Genomic DNA, 15,963 nt, shown 5'->3' with positions numbered 1-15,963 from the left:
TATATCTTAAACCTTTAAACAAGGTTAAGATGAAATACAATAAAACTTTTTTGCTATGTCTATTTCTGTTTATTGGAAGTAGTACATTTTCTCAAAATGAAGACTTATTAAAAGCTATTAATCATGATTTGTGGGCTAACTTCTCTAAGGCTTTTGAGACTTTAGATTATCAGTTATTTTCAGATTTACACTGTGAAAACTTAACGCGTGTAAGTGGCGATAGCCATAAAATTAAAAACAAGACTGAATATATAGAAGTTTACAAAACCTATTGGCAAGATAAAAGTCTTAAGCAGATTATCTCCTTTAGGTTTTTAGAGCGTATTTGTGGCACCGAAAAAGCATCAGAGCGTGGTATTTACAAATTAACCCGAAATCCTAATACAGCTAATGAAAAGTCTTATTATGGCAAATTTCATGTGATATTAAAAAAAGAAGAGTCTGTTTGGAAGATTTTAGTAGATTACGATTCTTCAGAAGGAAATTCCATTAACGAAGAATCCTATCAAAATGCCTATGATATAAACGATTTTGAAAGTTTTAATAAATAAAAAAATCCAGCATTCTGCTGGATTTTATATCATTAAGTAAAGATTACTAGCTATTTACTACAAGTCTAAATCCTTCACCGTGAATATTAAGTATTTCAACTTTATCATCCGGCTTTAAATATTTACGCAATTTAGCAATATATACATCCATACTACGAGATGTAAAATAATTATCATCACGCCATATTTTAGTCAACGCTAATTCACGAGGCATTAAATCATTTTCATGTAGTGCTAACAAACGTAATAATTCGTTTTCCTTTGGTGAAAGTTTTACCGGATCACCACCATCAAATTTTAAGAATCGTAATTTCGAATTTAAATCAAATCGACCAATTTTAAATTCAAATTGTTTACTATCCGAAATGGTTTCTGTAGCTTTTCTTTGAATGATGGCTTTAATTTTCATTAAAAGTACCTCACTATCAAAAGGCTTATTTAAATAATCATCTGCACCCACTTTATAACCTTTTAAAACATCTTCTTTCATTGTTTTAGCAGTTAAAAAAATAATAGGCACATCCGTATTTTTTTCTCGAATTTCTTTAGCCAGTGTAAAACCATCTTTATAAGGCATCATAACATCTAGAATGCACAAATCGAAATCGTCTTTCTTAAATTTTTCAAAGCCTTCCATACCATTTTTAGCATGAGTAACTTCATAATCATTCATCATTAAATAATCCTTAAGAACGGTTCCAAAATTGGGATCGTCTTCAACTAATAAAATTCTTTTTTTATGCTCTTCCATAGTTATGATATTAACGGAAGCTTTATAATGAACGTGCTTCCTTTGTCCTTTTCTGATTCTACTGATACATGACCTTGATGGTCTTCTACAATTCGTTTAACGTAAGCCAATCCTAAACCATGGCCTTTTACATTATGAATATTTCCTGTGTGTTCTCTATAAAACTTTTCGAACACGCGTTTGGCAGCTGCTTTACTCATTCCGCTACCATGATCTTTGATTTTTAATAATATGTTTGTTCCTGCATTTTCGGTATACACCTCAATTTCAGGAGCTTCTGGAGAATATTTTATAGCATTATCCAGAATATTTACAATAACATTAGTAAAATGCGTCTCATTGGCTAACACAGACGACTGTTCAGCATTTAAAAATGTTTTAATATATCCTTGTCGGTCTTCAACAATAAGCTCTACATGTGTAATTGCATCTTCAATTAAGTCGTGCAGTTCCACTCTATCCTTACTGATGTTTAACTCATTTTTTTCTAGTTTAGATATTCTCAATACGTTTTCAACTTGCGCATGCATACGCTTGTTTTCTTCTTTTATCATGCCCAAATATCTAACAACTTTTTCTTTATCATCAATAACTTTAGGGTTTCTAATGGCATCTAAAGCTAAGTTAATAGTTGCTATTGGTGTTTTAAATTCATGCGTCATGTTATTGATAAAATCAGTTTTTATTTCTGAAATTTTACGTTGTTTTACCAACTGAAACAGAGCACTTGAATATGCAATAATGATGATAGATGTAAATAATATTGATAAAAAAATCATTTCCAAAACACCAGATAGTATAAACTTCTTATCATCTGGGAAATCAACTAAAAGCCTATATGGTGTTTGATTGTTTTCATCATAAAATATAGGAACCTTAAAGTTCGATTTTGGATTATATTCAAAATTACTACTACTTACTTTTGTTGCTAAATCGTTACTATAAATTGCGTATTCAAAATCAATATCAATACCATCTTTTTTGAGTTTTTCTGTTAACAGGTTTTTAATTTCTGTACCAGAAACACGTTTATGAATGGGTGTACGTTTTGATATTTCTTTAAAACTCTTTTCAAAACTCAATCTTTGTGCTTCATCAATAGTACCGCTTCTAATAATTTTAGAAATTGGACTTTTTATATCTTTTTCTGAAATACCAGCGTTATTATAAATTTCGGCAGTTGACTGCGCAGTAATATTTTTTATATCTAGGCTATCTAAACCAATGTCAAAGAGCGAAGAAGAAAGTTTGTAATTTTCCTCCAATACATTACTTCTGTAAATGAGCGTTTCTTTTGTGCTATTATTTTTTTGATAAATGAGCAATTGAGAAACAGCATCTTCATCTACTTTCTTTTCACTATCTAAGCTTAAAAACTTAGAAAAATATTTTTCAGATTCGTTTTCCTCAACCGTATTTGAAACGTAATTAAGTGCCTTTACAACATTAAACTTAAATCGTTCCTTTTCGTTTTGAACTGAATCATTAATATAATAAGCTTGAATAGAGATAATACCAACTAGAGATAGACTCATGAGTATTATTAATAGGATGAATATTCTTTTGCTCATCATTCAAAATTAACATTTTAACATTTAGCGCTATCGTCTTTTAACCTTACATTAACAAAAATGTTAAAATTGGCGTTTCTTGACTTTTTTAAGAATTTCATTATGAATCTTTAAAACTTGCTTTTTTGTGTATTCAAGTTCGATATTTTCAATAACAAATTGAGAGCGTTTTATTTTCTCATCATCTGTCCATTGATTTTTCATAATGGCTTCAATCTTTTCTGCTGAAGTATTGTCGCGTTTAAGTAAACGTTGTATTCTAGTTTTTTTAGGAGCTGTTACTGTAATTACAAAATCACATAATTTATCTCCTCCATTTTCAAATAAAATAGCTACTTCTTTTATTACGTAAGGTGCCTTTTGTTTTAAAACCCATTTTTCAAAATGTCTAGCCACTTTAGGGTGCACAATCGCATTCAATTGATGCAAATACGATTTATCATTGAATATAATATTAGCAATATAAGGCTTGTTCAATTTTCCACTGGTGTAAGCATCATCGCCAAATAGTTTAGTAAGTTTTCTTTTAATAATTTTCGATCTATTCATTAAAAGTTTCGCTTCCTCATCAGCTATATAAACAGGAATCCCTAAAGCTGAAAACTGTTTTGCTACCGTTGTTTTTCCACTTCCTATACCGCCTGTAAGTCCTACTATAATCATTTTGTAATTATAAATTCAATTCGCTGTAACCCTAATCTTGTGTTTTTTACCGTTTCTGGTTGCTTAACCAACTCTGGAATTAAAAAAGACTGGTTCTTATTCGTTTTCGCGAAATCGCAAACCACTTTAAAATTTTTCGCAGATACTGAATTGAAGTCGCTTAAACTCACGTAATAAGAAACGTTTATTACCTTAGGAAAGTATTTTATTTTCACATTTTTAGACACATTAATAACATGAACCGGAAGTTTCAGCGTGCCTTCTGTGAATTTTTCCACATTACCTTTTAGCATGATTTGTTCAACTGAAAATTTCAAATCTTTTGTTTTAGCTGGTAACTTTAATTTTACTAAATCTTGTATATCTTCTCTAACACCAGCTAAACTAAATGGCTCTGTTTCTAGCTGATTAATTTCTGATACTAATAAATCAGGACCAACAACAACTACTGAATCCGGCTCAGAAAATAATTTTTCAGACATATCAAATCCTGGATGAAAGCTAATATCTGTGTTTAGAACCACAGGAACCTTCTTGACCTTATTTACACCGTATTTAAAAATCAACGGGTCTGGTGTTATATTTAAAATCTCCACTTGCTTATCAAATTGTGTATTATTTAAGTAAGACTTTGACTTATTCCAAACAAACTCTCCTTCTCTTTTTAATACATCTTTACTAAAATCGATAGTTATTTTAGGCGAATAGAAATAATACTTTAGCCATTTGAATCCGTGAGTTTTTAAGGTAATATTTAAACTGGCAGTATCGTTTAAAATGACGTTTTCTTGAGGGACATTTATTTTTTCAATATCAAATGGAATAGTTTTGGTATACTCTTTTGATAGTTTGGTAAAGAATAAGATAACAAAAGCCGACAATAAGAATAAAATAAAAACATTGATCTTTTTATTTTTAAATGATGCTATAATATCTGCTTTTATTTTTTCCATTATTTTAATTTAAAGAATAATTTAGGAAAATGAGTTTCAGGATCTTTATTTAAGAATGAAACCGCGAAGGTAGATTTTAAAAACCCGATGCCGTAGCCGAAAAATTGAATTAAAATGGCGGGTATTACCAATATTGAAACTATTATGTTTTTTGTTTTTATTAAAGCCAGAATAAATGCCAATACAAAATAGAAACCATAAACTATTAGCAACAAGTTAAATCCGACAACAGCTAAAACTACTGTGACGATTAAGCCTAGGATAAATAAGGTTGGGAACCAATAGGTTATTTTTTTTGTTGAAGGATGCCATTTATTTAAAATAGGGCGAACCATCCCGAATTTATTGACTTGTTTAAAAAAGTTAGACCAAGAAATTCTGCGTTTATGATATACGAAAGCCTCAGGAATAAGTTTGGTTTTAAATCCTAAATTCCACAATCGAATCGATAAATCGGGGTCTTCTCCTGGATGTATTTGTCCGAATCCTTTGGAAGCTTTAAATGCTTTTTTTGAAAGTCCCATGTTGAAACTTCGGGGTTGAAATTTATCTACACTGCTCTTTTTTCCTCGAATTCCTCCAGTTGTAATAAAGGACGTCATTGAAAAGTTGATAGCTTTTTGAAGATTCGAAAATGAATCGTGGGCAGCATCAGGACCACCAAAACAATCTACATATTCTTTTTCTAAATTCTTCTTTACTTCTACTAAATAGGTTTTAGGAAGAATACAATCTGAATCTAAAATGATAAAATAATTGCCTTTGGCTTTTTTCATGCCATAATTTCGAGAATCTCCAGGGCCTGAATTCTCTTTAAAATAATAGGAAATGTTTAAACTTTTACTAAACGTATCAACTACTTGTTTTGATGTTTCAGAAGAGCCATCTTCAACAATTACAATTTCATAGGATATATCGCCTTGTAAAGCTTCAAAACTTTCCAAAAGTTCTTGAATCTCGTTAGGCCTGTTATAAACTGGAATTATAAATGAATATTGTAATTGCATAATACAAATGTAATTAATCCTGTTGCATTTATTGGCAAACTTACAGTTGCTTTTTGATGAGATTCTTATTTGGCGGACACTTGCGAGAGCGATAGTAGTGGTTAGCTTTTGGCGAGGCGCGCATCGAGCCAAAACTAGTAACGTATAGCGCGGTTTTTTTAAAACTCGCCATAATTATATCAACATATAAAAGCATAAAAAAGCCACCGTTTTATGGGTGGCTTTCTTGTATATTAAAAGTTATTTTACTCTTCTCCAACAAAAGTAGACATTACTGCATCGCTCACACCCATGTTACTAAAACCACCATCGTTATAAAGGTTTTGTAAAGTAACTCGTTTTGTTAAATCGCTAAACATGGCAACGGTGTAATTTGCACAATCCATTGCGGTTGCATTACCAAGTGGCGACATTTTTTCGGCATAAGCTATAAAGCCATCGAACCCTTTTACGCCACTACCTGCAGTTGTTGGCGTAGGGGATTGCGAAATGGTATTAACACGAACGTTTTTATCTCTTCCGAAGAAATACCCAAAACTACGTGCAATACTTTCTAAATAGGCTTTATTATCTGCCATATCATTATAATCTGGAAACACACGTTGTGCTGCCATGTACGTTAGCGCAACAATACTGCCCCACTCATTCATAGCGTCAGATTTATATAAGGTTTGCATTAACTTATGAAAAGACATTGCTGATACATCTGTTCCCTTCTGTGTCCAATCATAATTTTGATCGGTATAATGCTTTCCTTTTCTAACATTTATAGACATGCCTATTGAATGTAAAACGAAATCAATTTTACCACCTAATATTTCCATAGATTGGTCGACTAAATTCTGTAAATCTTCAAGCGAAGTCGCATCAGCAGGAATTATTTGAGAACCAGTTTTTTCTGCCAATTCGTTAATTTGCCCCATTCGCATTGCAACCGGTGCATTTGTTAATACAAATTGTCCGCCTTCTTCATGAACGCGTTCTGCTGTTTTCCAAGCAATTGAATTTGAATCTAGTGCTCCAAAAATGATTCCTTTTTTTCCTTTTAGTAAGTTATACATATGTAATGGTTTATATCTTGATTAGTTATGTTTTAATTTTAGACTTTAAATATACTAATTAATTGAGTAATTCTTTGGCATGAGCTATTGCAGAATTTGATATTTCTGAGCCACCAAGCATTTGTGCAATCTCAACAATTCGTTCGTCGTGATTTAGTTTTATTAAATTGGTTTGCGTTACCTCATTAACATCTTCTTTATAAACTTTGAAATGCGAATGGCCTTTTGCCGCTATTTGAGGTAAATGTGTTATTGAAAACACTTGCATATGCTTACTCATTTGAAGCATAATATCGCCCATTTTGTTCGATATTTCGCCTGAAACACCCGTATCAATCTCATCAAACATAATGGTTGGCAGTTGAATGTATTTTGCTAAAACTGATTTGATTGCTAACATGATTCTAGAAAGCTCACCGCCTGAAGCTGCCTTTTTTAATTCGTTAAAATTACCACCTTTATTTGCTGAAAACAGCAGCGTTAATTCATCTTTTCCGTTAGAATAAAAGGTATTACTCAATTCTAAATCTATTTTAAACTGAGCGTTTGGCATTCCTAAATCTACCAAAATAGTTTCTAATTGTTGTTTTAACTGCGGAATAACATCTAGCCTGTTTTTATGAATTGATTGTGCGATTTTGTTCAGTTCTTCTTCCTTTTTGGTGATTTCTGAAGATTTCTTCTGAATGGTTTCATCCAAGTTTTCAGTAACTGCTACTTTCTCTTCAAGTTGATTTTTTATGTCGATTAACTCTGAAACTTCTGAAACAATATGCTTTTGCATTAAATTATGGATGCTTTTTAATTTCGCATCTACAACTTCTAATCTCTGCGGGTCTGCTTCTAAGCTTTCTTGTAGTTCATAAACTTCACTATACAAATCGTCCATTTCAATTAAACTGCTATTGGCTCTGTTAAATAACGTCTCATATTTATTAGAAATACTCGATAGTTTCTGAAATATATTTTTTAAAGAAGTTAATGACGTAATAATGCCAATTTGGTCTTCGCTTAAGAGTTGATAAGCTTCATCCAGCTTTTCTTTAATCCCTTCTACATTGCTAAGTGTTTCATATTCTTCTTCTAAAGTTTCAACTTCTCCTTCAACTAAATGAGCTTCAACCAATTCATTTAATAAAAATGTATTGTAATCGTGCTCTTTTATAGCTACTGCCTGAAAAGTCAATAATTCTTGATGTTCCTTTTGAAGCGCTTTTAAGCCTTTCAATTCCACTTTATAATGCGATACTAGGTCGTCATGTTTTGCTAAAGCATCAATAACTTGAAACTGAAAATCGTTACTGGTCAATTGTAAGGTTTGGTGTTGCGAATGAATATCTATTAAACGCTCCCCTAGCAATTGCAAACTAGATAAGTTTACTGGCGAATCATTTACAAAAGCCCTTGATTTCCCTGATGGTAATATTTCTCTTCTGATGATTGTTATATCTTCATAATCGAAATCTTCAGCTTGAAAACGCGATTTTAAATTGTAATTAGCAATATTAAAAACGGCTTCGATAATACATTTTTGAGTTGTGTCTTTTAAACTACTTAAATCTGCACGTTTACCTAAAATTAAAGATAAACCTCCTAGTAATATTGATTTACCTGCACCAGTTTCACCTGTTATAATAGAAAAACCATCATAAAAATCGACATTCAAATTATCAATTAAAGCGTAATTTTTTATGGAAAGTGATGTTAACATTTTTGATTTTCAGTAATTCAGGATAAGAACTTAAACTTTAAAATTCAATTATTAAGATAATACTTTTGTACTATTTATTTAATACTTGATATTCTGCCATTTACTACTATGCATTGGTGCAATTTTCTGTAAAGTTTCTTTTAGACTTGAAATATTTACACTAGGCCCATCGGTAAAAATTTGTTCAATTTCTTCAGCTTTAGCATCAAAAAATGTTCGTAAAACAAAAGAATTAGGTCTTCGGTTATTCATTGCCTGAAATGTTTCTAAAGCTTCACTAATAGACTCTTTTCCCGCTTTTACATCGTCGCTCATAACATCTAAACCTTTGCGGTGATAATTATAAAGCACAGTTCTGAACTCTTTAAAAGTGGGAGACAAAACATTATCAATTAATGTGAATCTACTTTGCAAACCATCTTCTAATTTCCAACCTTGAAAATTCCCTTGCTGTGAATAATTTGTAATAATTTGCGCTTGTTTATAATATTCATCACCTCCATTTTCCTTGAAAGAATCAGCATCTAAAGCCAACATCATATTAACATGAAACGCTATAACAGAGATTAAATTAGACTCAAACTGCGAGGGGTTGTATATTAAGTTTTGAAATTCTAAGTATCTAAAATTAAAATCTTTATCGTTAAAATTGTAGATAGGTGAACTGTACGAAGAACCATATATTGGTCGAGAAGACTGCACTTGTATTGTAGCCTGAAAAGACTCGCCACTATAATTAATAACATTTATAAACATGTTACAATTAATACGCTCTTGATCTTTGAATACTTTATTAGTCCACTTTGTATTATTTACAAACTCGTTTATTTGCTTTTCAAGGGTTTTAAAAATTGGAAAGTTTTCATTACCGGTTTGTTCTGCATTTACAACAACATTGCAATTTAACTCTTGAGAAAAACCTGCAAGTCCAATACAAATTAATAATACAACTAAAATATTACGCATCAATTTCTGATATAATTTTATTTATTAAATCTGAAGCTACTTCGGCCTTCGACTTTAATTGAAATTTGGTAATAACTTCCTCATTATCAATAAAAGTAACTTTGTTAGTATCGGTTTTAAAACCAGCTCCCTTATCATTTAACGAATTTAATACAATTAAATTTAAATTCTTTCTTTTTAATTTTCCTTTGGCGTTTTCTAATTCGTTAGTTGTTTCCAAAGCAAAACCAACAAGATATTGGTGTTTTTTTATTTCACCTAATGAAGCTAAAATGTCTTTAGTTTTTTCTAACTCTAATGTTAACGTATCAGACTTCTTTTTTATTTTTTGAGTTGCTACTTCTTTAGGCTTAAAATCTGCAACAGCTGCCGAAAGTATTGCCACATGTGCTGATTCATAATGCTTATGCACTTCATCATACATATGTTGTGCATTCACAACAGGAATAATGTTTATTAAATTATGGGTTACACTTTGATGAGTAGGACCTGTGATTAATATCACCTCTGCTCCATTATTTGCAGCCGCTTTGGCTATTTCAAAGCCCATTTTTCCACTAGAATGATTACCAATATACCGCACAGGGTCAATAGCTTCATAAGTTGGTCCCGCAGTTATAAGTATTTTTTTTCCTTTTAATGGAAGTTTTCCTAAAATATCATTTTCAATAAACGAAACAATATCCTCAGGTTCAGCCATTCTACCTTCACCCACTAATCCACTTGCTAATTCTCCACTTGTAGCAGGAATCATTATATTTTCAAAGGCTTTAAGTTTTTTAAAGGATGTAAGTGTTGTAGCATGTTTGTACATATCCAAATCCATTGCTGGTGCAAAATACACGGGACATTTAGCTGATAGGTAGGTAGCTAACAATAAATTATCACAAACACCATTAGCCATTTTAGACAAGGTATTTGCCGTGGCTGGCGCTATAACAAAAAGGTCTGCCCAAAGCCCTAAATCTACATGATTATTCCAAACTGCATTATCATCTTCTTCATTAGTAAAAGATGAGTAAACAGGATTTTTGGAAAGTGTGGATAAAGTTAAAGGCGTAACAAATTCTTTTGAAGCTGGTGTCATAACCACTTTTACATGGGCACCAGATTTTATAAACAACCTGACTAAAGATGCTGTTTTGTATGCAGCAATACCTGCAGTAACGCCTAACAATATATTTTTTCCGCTTAAAACGCTCATAAAGAGACCCGTGTTTAATAACCAAACAAACTCCAATACCATCTATTAAAACGGTATTGGAGTTTGTTTAATGGTGTTTAAATTTAGAAATTATTCTTGAGAATCTTCCTCTGTATTTCTAAAATAAATTTTATCTGTTAACCATTCTTGAACAGCTAACGCATGAGGTTTAGGTAATTTTTCGTAAAATTTTGAAACCTCAATTTGCTCTTTGTTTTCAAAGATTTCTTCAAGACTATCGTTATAAGTAGCGAATTCTTCTAACTTATCAATAAGTTCTTTTTTAATCTCGGTGTTAATTTGATCTGCACGTCTTGCAATGATTGAAATAGACTCGTAGATGTTGTCTGTTGGCTCATCTATTTGATTTCTATCGTACGTTACGGTATTAACCGGAGCATTGGTTTTTTTTAAATCCATTCTTTTATTATTTAACTTTTGGTGCTGTAACTTTCTAATTCTTGGTTTATAGCAGATGTCATTTCATTAACATCTTCTATGTATTTTGAGTCGGTATAAAGTAATTTAAACGAATCAGAATATTCTTTTGCTATTTCTAATCGCTCTTTTCTTAAATGCACAAGTCCATTTTGAACTGTATTTTTATATTCTACGCTGTTAATTGCCAATTTATATGCTGAATCTAACCTGTAATACAATGCATCTTCACGCAATTTTGAACCTGGAAATTCGAATATAAAATTATCAAAAGATTTAACTGAAGCAGGATAATCTGATATTAAATTAAATTGTTTAGCAATTTCAAACGCCTTTTTTTCTAATTTAAAATCAAGTTCTTGAATTAATCTATTAGCCTCAGAAACGTGTTCGGATTCTGGGAACAAATTGATAAATTCTTGCAACTTTTCAATAGCTTCGACAGTTTCTTTCTGCTCTTTACTAAAAACTGGCGATAAATGATAATAACTTTTTGCAGCTAAAAAAGAGGTCTCCTCCAACTTTTCGCTTTTAGGATAACTTGATGCAAAGCGTTCTAGTTGATATCCAGAAATATAATAATCTTCCATTTTATAGAAGGAAGTAGCATACAAATACATTAATTTTTCCGCTTGTGGTTTGCCTCTGTAATTGGGTACTATTTGCGCAAAAAGTCTATTTGCTTTTGCAAATTTCCCTTCATTATACAAAGCCTCACCCATTTTAAATTTCTCAGCAATTGCTCCTTCTCCATCAGCTTTTAACGCTTTTTGATATTCGCTACAACTACTAAAAACTGCGAAAACTATTAATATGTAAAAAAAGTTCTTCATTTATTATTTTTCACTTTAAAAAACGGTCAAACGTCTTTCGCATTGTGTGTATTTCTAAAAAAAAGCGTTGAATTAATTAAGTTCATTTCAACGATTTTTAATACAGCATGCAAAAATACGCTATTAAAATGGATTTTAAAAATATTATTTCGGAGCTAAAATAAGAGCTTAACCTCAACGAATATAAGGTTTAAGTAATATTTAACAGACTTAAAAATTATTTACGAATCTTTCTATTTTTTGTTTTAATGCTTTTGATGCTGGAACCAACGGTAAACGCACCGTATCTTGACATAAATTTAAGGCTTCAAAAACAGATTTTATTCCGGCAGGATTATTTTCTTCAAAAATATAGCCAATAACATCCATAAGTTTAAAATGAAGTTTGTACGCTTCTTTTGCATTTCCTTGTAATCCTAAACGAATCATCTCTGAAAATTCTTTTGGGAAAGCTTGACCAATTACCGAAATTACCCCAGCACCACCAGCTAAAGTAACGCCTAATGCTAAATCATCATCACCAGAAATAATTAAGAATCCGTCTGGTTTATTTTTTATTAACTCTAAATATTGAGCCATATTATTTCCGGCTTCTTTTACTGCTACAACATTTTTAAAATCGTTTGCTAATCTTAATGTAGTTTTTGCTTCTATATTTTTTGATGTTCGTCCTGGAACATTGTAAAGAATAATGTCTATTGGTGAAGCTTCAGAAATAGCTTTAAAATGTTGGTAAATCCCTTCTTGTGTAGGCTTACTATAATAAGGAGATACTGATAAAATAGCATCTATTTGACTTAAATCAGTAGATTTTATTTCATCTATAATCGCTGCAGTATTATTTCCACCAATACCAAGAACCAAAGGCAGTTTTCCTTGATTAGCTTCAATAATTGTAGCAATAACTTCTTTCTTTTCTTGTTTAGTAAGTGTTACACTTTCGCCTGTTGTACCACAAATTACCAAATATTCAGTCCCGTTTTCAATATTATATTTTACAATATTACTTAAGGCTTTATGATCTATACTTAAATCAGGATTAAAAGGCGTAACTAACGCAACCCCCGTTCCTACAAACTTACTATTCATTATTACTTATTTTATTTAATATCGTTAGGTATTTAAATACTTCGGTTTTAAAAAGACTAAACTCTTTTAAATCGGTTTTTATAATTAAATCGTTTAATCGTTCATCCGATTGTAAAATTCCAATTTTTATTTTGGCTTGAGATTCGGCAGTTATCATTTTTAATTCTAAAACTTCTTGCTCGTAATAACTTATCAAAGCATCAAATTTAGTGTTTATAAAAGACTTTAATTCTATATTTTTTATAGACCCACTCCATCCAAAATCTTTAGGATTAAAACAGTCATCCCAAGTAAGTGCAGCATCTTTATTAAAAGATGAAAAAGCTATAATTTTAAGCTTATTTGGTCTTATTTTTATTAATTCTGCAAGATCTCTAAAAGCGTCATAATCATCAAATTCATCAACATTTAAGATAACTCCTAAACTATTTACTTTACTCGCATCAATATTAACCTTACGCAGAGCCAGTAGTTTGTTTAAGTACTTTTTATTAGATTTTTCTTTAAATCCTTTTAAAATCATTTATCTTTATACTTTGCGCAAAGGTAGCAAAAGTACATTCAAATTATATGTTTTCATATGAGGTTTACACATTTCTTTTTTTTGTTATATTTTTTAATTTTTCTCAATTGTAAACAAGATAAACTGCAACTTTCTAAAATTGAAGGAAAGCAAATTCAAATTACTGATTCTATTTTAGTTCATCCAGAAATTGAAGCATTCGTAAAACCGTTTCGTGATAATATCCAAAAAGATTTAGACAGTGTTTTAGCGTATTCTGTAGATACATATTCAAAAAATGATGGTCATCTTAATTCTGCATTAGGCAATTTTATGGCAGATGTATTATACAGTGAAGCCAACCCAATCTTCAAATCTAGAACGGGTAAAGAAATAGACATGGTATTGTTAAATCATGGTGGAATTCGGTCGAGCTTAAATCAAGGAAACGTTTCTAAAAGAACTGCTTTTCAGCTCATGCCATTTGAAAATAGTGTAGTTATAGTGGCAATTAAAGGCGCACAAATTGATAGTTTAATAGACTATTTGAAAAGATCGAAAAGAGCACATCCTATTTCTAATCTTAAATTGGTTGTTGATAAAAACTTTGATGTAGTTGAAGCCAAAATTAAAGGAAAAAATATTGAACAGAATTACACTTATTACGTAGCCACTAGTGATTATCTTTATAATGGTGGCGACAGAATGCGCTTTTTTAAACCAAACGATACGGTATATTATTTAAATTATAAAATAAGAAATACCTTAATTGATAAATTCAATAAGGTAGATACTATAAATCCTGTTATTGACGACAGATTTATTCAAATAAAATAGTTATGAAGCGTAGAAATTTTATTCAACAAGCGTCAGCAGGTACCGCTTTAGTTGCATTGGGAAGCTTTGGATTACAATCGTTTACGAGCAGTTCAAAATTAAGAAAAATAACCATCCTTCATACCAATGATGTACACAGTCATATTGATACTTTTGGTCCTGAAGATGGCAGAAATGCCAATAAAGGTGGGGTTGCAAGACGTGCAACTTTAATAGAAGCTATAAGAAATGAAAACCCAAATACACTATTATTAGATGCTGGCGATATTTTTCAAGGGACACCTTATTTTAACTACTATGGTGGCGAATTGGAATTTAAGCTAATGAGTAAATTAAAATACGATGTTGCAACTATTGGTAATCATGATTTTGACAATGGAATTGACGGTTTATTTGCCCAACTTCCACATGCGGAATTTGAATTTGTTACGGCTAATTATGATTTTAAAAATACAATCTTAGACACACACACCAAACCCTATAAAGTATTTAAAAAGGATGGTGTGAAAATAGGCGTTTTTGGTATTGGAATTGAACTTAATGGACTCGTTGCCCCTGATTTGTTTAAGGAAACTAAGTATCTTGATCCTATTGAAATGAGTCAAGAAATGACTAGAATTTTAAAAATCGAAGAACACTGTGATTTAATTATATGTTTATCTCATCTAGGATATTATTATAAGAACAATCCAGATTTAATAAGTGACCTAAATTTAGCCAAAAGCACTAAAGACATTGATTTAATAATTGGTGGACATACGCATACCTTTTTACCAAAACCAACTGTTGTTAAAAACGTAAACAACGAAAACATGCTGGTGAATCAAGTTGGATGTTACGGTATAAATTTGGGTAGAATTGATTTTTATTTTGATGCAAATAAAAATAAAACTGCAAACGGTACTTCTATTATCGTTTAATAAATAAAGATTAACGCTTCTTCACACAACTTATCACCGAAGTAATATTAGTTTTAATAAAAAATTGGAGCTTTTAATTCGAAAAGGAGTTCAACAATCTGGATATACCTATTTTAAAACTTAGGAATTAGCATTCTCATACTACATATGCATCCTCTTCACTAGAAATATTCAACCATTTTGATTGCTGATAGAAAAAATAAAAGGCACTAAGGGCAAGTGTAGTTGCTAAAAAGTTTAAAAGACTTCTTTGAGTGATGTAGATATAAGCAATATCCATTACCTCGGAAAAAACGATACAAAGTGCGCCTAAAAACAAATACAAAGATTTTCTATTGTCTTTATAGAAATAATTTAATAAAGCAATAGACAATAAAAGAATAGTAACTACATTGTATACAAATTCTATGTAAAAATCACTATCTAATACCAAATTAGGACTGATAATATTTTGTAAAACATAAATTAAATAAATATTCAAAATACTAAGCACCACCAAGTGTAATTTAAAGTGCTTCACTACATGTTTAAAACTAAGTGATTTTCCAATTTTTAATATTAAAAAAATATAAGCTAAAATATAAAGGCCATTTCCAAAATAATACTCAAAATCATATAAACTTGAGGTGCCGTCTACAGGTATATTATCAATTACAATTCCTAGAATATCAGATAGAGAGTAAACTATTAAAAACCATAAAAATAATTTACTCTTTCGTTTTATAAAGAAAATGTAAATAATGGTTATTAATGGCACAATAAAAGAATGAAAATAGTAGGCAACTACTTGATTACCGTTAAATTCAAAAACGGCAAACAAAATATAGCATAATAAAACAAATCCTACTAATATTTTCGATTTGTACATGAGAGTTATTAATTATTGATGTACAAATATAAAACAAA

General features: G+C 30.7%; 17 protein-coding genes. 3 read left to right on the top strand and 14 right to left on the bottom strand.

From position 1 onward, the window contains the following. Positions 1 to 29: 29 nt before the first annotated feature. The gene (locus BUA46_RS09020) at positions 30 to 551 is read left to right on the top strand and encodes a hypothetical protein (RefSeq protein WP_019386590.1); all 522 of its coding nucleotides are present in this window, start codon (positions 30 to 32) and stop codon (positions 549 to 551) included. Between the two features lie 46 nt (positions 552 to 597). On the opposite strand, the gene BUA46_RS09015 is transcribed toward BUA46_RS09020, so the two are convergent. The 13 genes from BUA46_RS09015 to BUA46_RS08955 form a co-directional block, all read right to left on the bottom strand. Next, a complete protein-coding gene (locus BUA46_RS09015) occupies positions 598 to 1,302 on the bottom strand; it encodes a response regulator transcription factor (RefSeq protein WP_019386591.1) in 705 nt (234 codons plus the stop codon). A 2-nt stretch (positions 1,303 to 1,304) separates the two neighbouring features. Further along, the gene (locus tag BUA46_RS09010) at positions 1,305 to 2,837 is read right to left on the bottom strand and encodes a sensor histidine kinase (RefSeq protein ID WP_019386592.1); all 1,533 of its coding nucleotides are present in this window, start codon (positions 2,835 to 2,837) and stop codon (positions 1,305 to 1,307) included. A gap of 99 nt (positions 2,838 to 2,936) precedes the next feature. Then, complete coding sequence (gene coaE, locus BUA46_RS09005) at positions 2,937 to 3,536, bottom strand: dephospho-CoA kinase (RefSeq protein WP_019386593.1); 600 nt, start codon at positions 3,534 to 3,536, stop codon at positions 2,937 to 2,939. Beyond that, entirely contained in the window at positions 3,533 to 4,489 is a 957-nt protein-coding gene (locus tag BUA46_RS09000) for a YbbR-like domain-containing protein (RefSeq protein ID WP_019386594.1), read from the bottom strand. The genes coaE and BUA46_RS09000 overlap by 4 nt, the downstream gene beginning before the upstream one ends. Beyond that, a complete protein-coding gene (locus BUA46_RS08995) occupies positions 4,489 to 5,496 on the bottom strand; it encodes a glycosyltransferase family 2 protein (protein ID WP_019386595.1) in 1,008 nt (335 codons plus the stop codon). Before BUA46_RS08995 ends, BUA46_RS09000 begins: the two co-directional genes overlap by 1 nt. A gap of 245 nt (positions 5,497 to 5,741) precedes the next feature. Then, positions 5,742 to 6,557 carry an enoyl-ACP reductase FabI gene (locus BUA46_RS08990; protein WP_019386596.1) on the bottom strand — a complete coding sequence of 272 codons (816 nt, stop codon included), beginning with the start codon at positions 6,555 to 6,557 and terminating at the stop codon, positions 5,742 to 5,744. 58 nt (positions 6,558 to 6,615) lie between these two features. Then, the gene (gene recN / locus BUA46_RS08985; protein ID WP_019386597.1) at positions 6,616 to 8,268 is read right to left on the bottom strand and encodes a DNA repair protein RecN; all 1,653 of its coding nucleotides are present in this window, start codon (positions 8,266 to 8,268) and stop codon (positions 6,616 to 6,618) included. Between the two features lie 78 nt (positions 8,269 to 8,346). Then, positions 8,347 to 9,234, bottom strand: a complete 888-nt coding sequence (gene porD, locus BUA46_RS08980; RefSeq protein ID WP_019386598.1) for a type IX secretion system protein PorD — start codon at positions 9,232 to 9,234, stop codon at positions 8,347 to 8,349. After that, positions 9,227 to 10,438, bottom strand: coding sequence for a bifunctional phosphopantothenoylcysteine decarboxylase/phosphopantothenate--cysteine ligase CoaBC (gene coaBC / locus BUA46_RS08975; protein WP_019386599.1), 1,212 nt, complete (start codon positions 10,436 to 10,438; stop codon positions 9,227 to 9,229). The genes porD and coaBC overlap by 8 nt, the downstream gene beginning before the upstream one ends. A gap of 90 nt (positions 10,439 to 10,528) precedes the next feature. Then, entirely contained in the window at positions 10,529 to 10,858 is a 330-nt protein-coding gene (locus BUA46_RS08970) for a DNA-directed RNA polymerase subunit omega (RefSeq protein WP_019386600.1), read from the bottom strand. Between the two features lie 11 nt (positions 10,859 to 10,869). Beyond that, positions 10,870 to 11,709, bottom strand: coding sequence for an outer membrane protein assembly factor BamD (locus tag BUA46_RS08965; protein WP_019386601.1), 840 nt, complete (start codon positions 11,707 to 11,709; stop codon positions 10,870 to 10,872). Positions 11,710 to 11,919: 210 nt separating this feature from the next. Beyond that, the gene (gene dapA, locus BUA46_RS08960) at positions 11,920 to 12,798 is read right to left on the bottom strand and encodes a 4-hydroxy-tetrahydrodipicolinate synthase (RefSeq protein WP_019386602.1); all 879 of its coding nucleotides are present in this window, start codon (positions 12,796 to 12,798) and stop codon (positions 11,920 to 11,922) included. Next, the gene (locus BUA46_RS08955) at positions 12,791 to 13,321 is read right to left on the bottom strand and encodes a DUF6913 domain-containing protein (protein WP_019386603.1); all 531 of its coding nucleotides are present in this window, start codon (positions 13,319 to 13,321) and stop codon (positions 12,791 to 12,793) included. The genes dapA and BUA46_RS08955 overlap by 8 nt, the downstream gene beginning before the upstream one ends. Before the next feature lie 57 nt (positions 13,322 to 13,378). Between BUA46_RS08955 and BUA46_RS08950 the strand changes: the two genes are divergently transcribed. Both BUA46_RS08950 and BUA46_RS08945 read left to right on the top strand, forming a co-directional pair. Further along, a complete protein-coding gene (locus BUA46_RS08950; protein WP_026009940.1) occupies positions 13,379 to 14,137 on the top strand; it encodes a 5'-nucleotidase C-terminal domain-containing protein in 759 nt (252 codons plus the stop codon). 2 nt (positions 14,138 to 14,139) lie between these two features. Beyond that, positions 14,140 to 15,057, top strand: a complete 918-nt coding sequence (locus tag BUA46_RS08945) for a bifunctional metallophosphatase/5'-nucleotidase (RefSeq protein WP_019386605.1) — start codon at positions 14,140 to 14,142, stop codon at positions 15,055 to 15,057. Between the two features lie 136 nt (positions 15,058 to 15,193). Here BUA46_RS08945 and BUA46_RS08940 read toward each other — a convergent pair whose 3' ends face one another. Further along, positions 15,194 to 15,925 carry a hypothetical protein gene (locus BUA46_RS08940; protein WP_019386606.1) on the bottom strand — a complete coding sequence of 244 codons (732 nt, stop codon included), beginning with the start codon at positions 15,923 to 15,925 and terminating at the stop codon, positions 15,194 to 15,196. Positions 15,926 to 15,963: the final 38 nt, after the last annotated feature.

The sequence above is a fragment of the Algibacter luteus genome (genome assembly GCF_900141715.1).
Taxonomy (GTDB): domain Bacteria; phylum Bacteroidota; class Bacteroidia; order Flavobacteriales; family Flavobacteriaceae; genus Arenitalea; species Arenitalea lutea.
Note: the sequence above shows the minus strand (reverse complement) of the source record. Positions and strands in the feature narration are given on the sequence as shown.